Consider the following 3,972-nt stretch of genomic DNA (forward strand, 5'->3'; position numbering starts at 1 on the left):
GCTCGTGCCTCCACGTCCGGGCGGCCTCGCGGCTGCTCTGCCGGGACCGTCGGCGCTGTGTTAGCGCTCACACTTGCTAGGACCGTATTGCCGCCCTAGGGCGCCGTCCAGCAACGATCAGATCACGACGTTAAGGTTCACATTCGTATTGCGCGCAGTGACGACGGGGCCCTAAGGTCGGTCGCGACCCGAGTCCGTCGAATCCCGTCCGACGTCTTGGCCGCCACGAAGAGGTGCGGTTCGGTCGCCTCCCCGAGGGCGCACCGGACGAGCCGCTCCGCCCGTCCGCCCGAAAGGCCCTCGCATGCGTTCACGTCGACCCGCGGCTCTCGCCCTCGCCGCCGCCCTGGTGGGCGGTGGCCTCGTCACCGGGATCGCCCCCGCTCAAGCGGCCCCTCCGACCGCCGCCCTGCTGTACGACTTCGACGCGCTCCCGCTCGGCACCGCGGCCGCGAGCACCGCGGTCGCCGACGGCGCCGGCGCGCACCCGGGCACGGTGCGGGGAGCCGGCGCGACCATCGTCGCCGGACCGCGCGGCGGATCGGATCACGCGCTGGCCCTCCCCGGCGGCGCAGCCGGTTCCGGCGCGGCCTTCGTCGAGATGGCCCCCGGTCTGACCGATGCCACGACCGGTGACGTCACCATCTCGGCCTGGATCAAGTGGTCCGGCGGGCAGGACTGCGCCTGGGCGTACAGCCTGGGCTCCTCCGCCGACCGCTACCTCTTCGCCACCCCGCAGTGCGGCGGGACGCTCATCGGCGCGGTCAAGGCCAACGGCGAACAGCGCGCCGCCGACGACGGGCCCGCGTCGGCGACCCGCTGGAGCCACGTCGCGGTCGCCCTGCAGTCGGGCCAGCGCGTCACCACCTACGTCGACGGCGTCGCCGTGGCATCCACGGCCACGAACGCCACGGGGGCGGCGACCGTGGGCACCGCGACCTTCTCGGGATTGATCGGCAAGTCGCTGTACGGCGCCGATCCGCTGTTCGCCGGTGCGATCGACGACGTCCGCGTCGACCGCGCCGCCCTCTCGGCCACCCAGATCGCCGACATCGCCGCGCCCGCAGCCGGTGTCATCGCCCGACAGGACGCCGACGCCGTCGACCTCGGCGACACCTCCGCCGTGACCTCCGACCTCTCGCTGCCGCGCACCGGCGCAGGGGGATCGACGCTGACCTGGACCTCGAGCAACCCCGACGTCGTCTCCGAGGACGGTCGCGTGGTGCGACCCGCGCCCGGTTCGGCGGATGGGGTCGTCGCCCTCGTCCCGACGGCCTCCTTCGCCGGCTCCACCGCGACCGGCACCCCGGTTCGCATCACCGTCACGGCCGATTCCGCCGCCGAACTCTCGGCGCGCCTGACGTCGACCCTCGTCGTCCCGCCGGTCGTGGCATCCGGAACCGCTCTTCCGACCGTGCCGGGCGTCGACCTGCGCTGGAGCGGCGACACCGTCGCCGACGGCGCCCTCGTGAACACCGGCGATGCGACCCGCACCGCGTCGGTCACCGCCGCCGCGACGTGGGGCGACACCACCTTCTCGAAGACGTTCACGGTGTCGGTGCTCGATGCCGCGACGGGGCAGAACCTGGTCGCCTACACCCGCACGCCCACCGACGACCACGACGCCAACCAGGACAGCGTGGCCCGCAGCATCCACTTCGCCGTCGGCTCGACCGCCGACCAGGCCCAGCCCCTGCAGAACAACTACGGCGTGGTCTTCGCCAAGGGCGAGCACGCCGGCGTCGACAACGTCGATCAGCGCGGCATCGCCGCTCCCTCGCCCTTCTACTTCGCCGACGGCCGCCTGGGCTTCATCACGACGCGGGTCTTCCTCTCGGGTGTTCCGGATGCCACGGCCCGCTCGGGTGCGACGATCTACCGCGCCGCGGACGACCGGGGAGCGCAGTTCGACGAGCTCGGCACCATCGATCTCGGCACCACCGGGGGCGTCTCGGCGCCGCGCGCGGTGTGGGACTCCGGGCAGAAGCGCTACGTGGTGTCGTGGACCGATGACAACGGTGCGGCGCAGCGCACCACGGTCGTCGACCTCTCGCGCACCGAGCTGGTGGCCGACCCGTTCAACCCCGAGAACGAGGGGCGTCGGTCGCGAATCGTCGTCGACGGCAACCGCGGCGAGGTCTCGGCCGGTGCGCTCTCGACGGTCGCCACCCCCTCGCTCTCCGCGTTCGGCGCTCGCGTGGCGAATGCCGAACCCAGCGGATCCCTTCTGGTCGGCGGCGCCCTCGCCGCCGCACTGTCGCAGCGCTACAACCGCGTCGTGAACACCGCGGCATCCGTGGCCCCGGCGACGGTGAAGGCCGGCGAGACGTCGGAGCTGGCCGCCACCAAGGTCGACCTGTCGTACACCGACGGTTCAACCGCGACCCTGCCCGTCGATTGGAAGGCCGAAGACCTCGCCGCCGTCGCCGGGGCGAAGAGCGGCACCTACACCGTCTCGGGCACCGTCCGGCAGAAGGACTACAGCGTCCCCTTCGCCGCCAACCGCGCGGATCCGACGATCTACCGCTACGAACGCGACGGAAAGACCCAGTACCTGTTCATCGCCACCGACGACCTGAACAACAACAACATCGCCTCGGCGCACCTGCCGATCCGGGTGTCCGACACCTTCGAGGGCCTCTCGGATGCCGCCGGCGGCGCGCAGCGCGAAGTCGACCTGCTCAACCGCCTCACCAAGCGCGACACCACCACCGACGGTCGCACGATCGCCGGGTGCTACTGGGCCCCCGAGATCCACGAGATCGGCGGCAAGCTGTCGATCCTGTTCTCGCCCTGCTTCAACTCCGGCAATCCGCAGGCCAACGACGGCGGCGATTGGCAGACGGTTCAGTCGCACATCATGCAGCTGCGCGACGGCGGCGACCCCGCGAACCCGGCCGACTGGTCGAAGCCGACCGCCGTGCTGAAGGCCGACGGCAGCCCGCTGGGCCGCGACGGTTACCGCAACATCAGCCTCGACATGACCTACTTCGAGGCGAACGGCCAGGCGTACTACACCTGGTCGCAGCGCTACACCTCGCCCGGGTTCGGTGACCCGCTCACCTGGATCGCCAAGGTCGACCCGCAGAACCCGACCCGCATCGTCGGCGAGGCGAAGCCGGTCATCTCGCCGTCGCTGTCGTGGGAGCTGCGACTGGCCGAGGGGTCGTTCGCGATGGAACGCGACGGCAAGATCTACCTCATCTACTCGAGCGACGGCGTGAGCCCCCGCTACGTCGTGGGCGGCGTGTGGGCCGACCTCGACAGCGACCTGATGGACATCGACAACTGGCACAAGTACACGACGCCGCTGATGAAGAGCGTGCCGATGCCCGCCGGCGTCTGGGACTACCTCACCTATCCGCAGGGACCGGGCCATGGCGCGGTGACCACCGACGACGACGGCAACGAGCTGTACGTGTACCACACGTGGGGCGACGGGGTGGCGGGCAACGGTCGTGACACCCGCATCGGACGGATCCACTGGGCCGCCGGCGATCGTCCCGTGCTGGACATGAGCAAGGACGAAGAGGTGCTGCCGGCGCTGCGCACCGTCACGATGAGCGTGACGGTGACCCCGACCGGGGCGCCGACGCCGACCACGACGCCCACGCCGACGGCGACGCCGCAGCCCACCGTGACGCCGCAGCCGACCGCGACGCCCACGGCGACGCCGGAACCGACCGCGACAGCGCAGCCCACCGCGACGCCGCAGCCGACCGCGACGCCCACGGCCTCCGCGCAGCCCACCCCCGGCACCACCGGCGCCCCCGCGGCGACCACCGCCACCGCCACGGCCAGCACCACGCGCGTCGCCCAGGGATCCTCGTTCACCGTCACGGTCACCGGCCTCACGGCCGGTGAGCAGGTACGAGCGGTACTGCACAGCCAGCCCCTCACCATCACCGGCATCCCCGCCGCCGACGCCTCCGGAACAGTCACCTTCCGCGTGAACGTGCCCGGCGACTTCGC

At 71.8% G+C, this 3,972-nt stretch carries 1 protein-coding gene; it reads left to right on the forward strand.

Annotated features, from left to right (window positions below; translation table 11 throughout):
- Nucleotides 1-304: 304 nt before the first annotated feature.
- A partial coding sequence (locus tag DBR36_RS01190; RefSeq protein WP_146185161.1) for a LamG-like jellyroll fold domain-containing protein occupies nucleotides 305-3,972 on the forward strand: 3,668 nt, incomplete at its 3' end.

It is taken from the genome of Microbacterium sp. HMWF026 (assembly GCF_003061325.1).
In the GTDB taxonomy this organism is placed as follows: domain Bacteria; phylum Actinomycetota; class Actinomycetes; order Actinomycetales; family Microbacteriaceae; genus Microbacterium; species Microbacterium testaceum_E.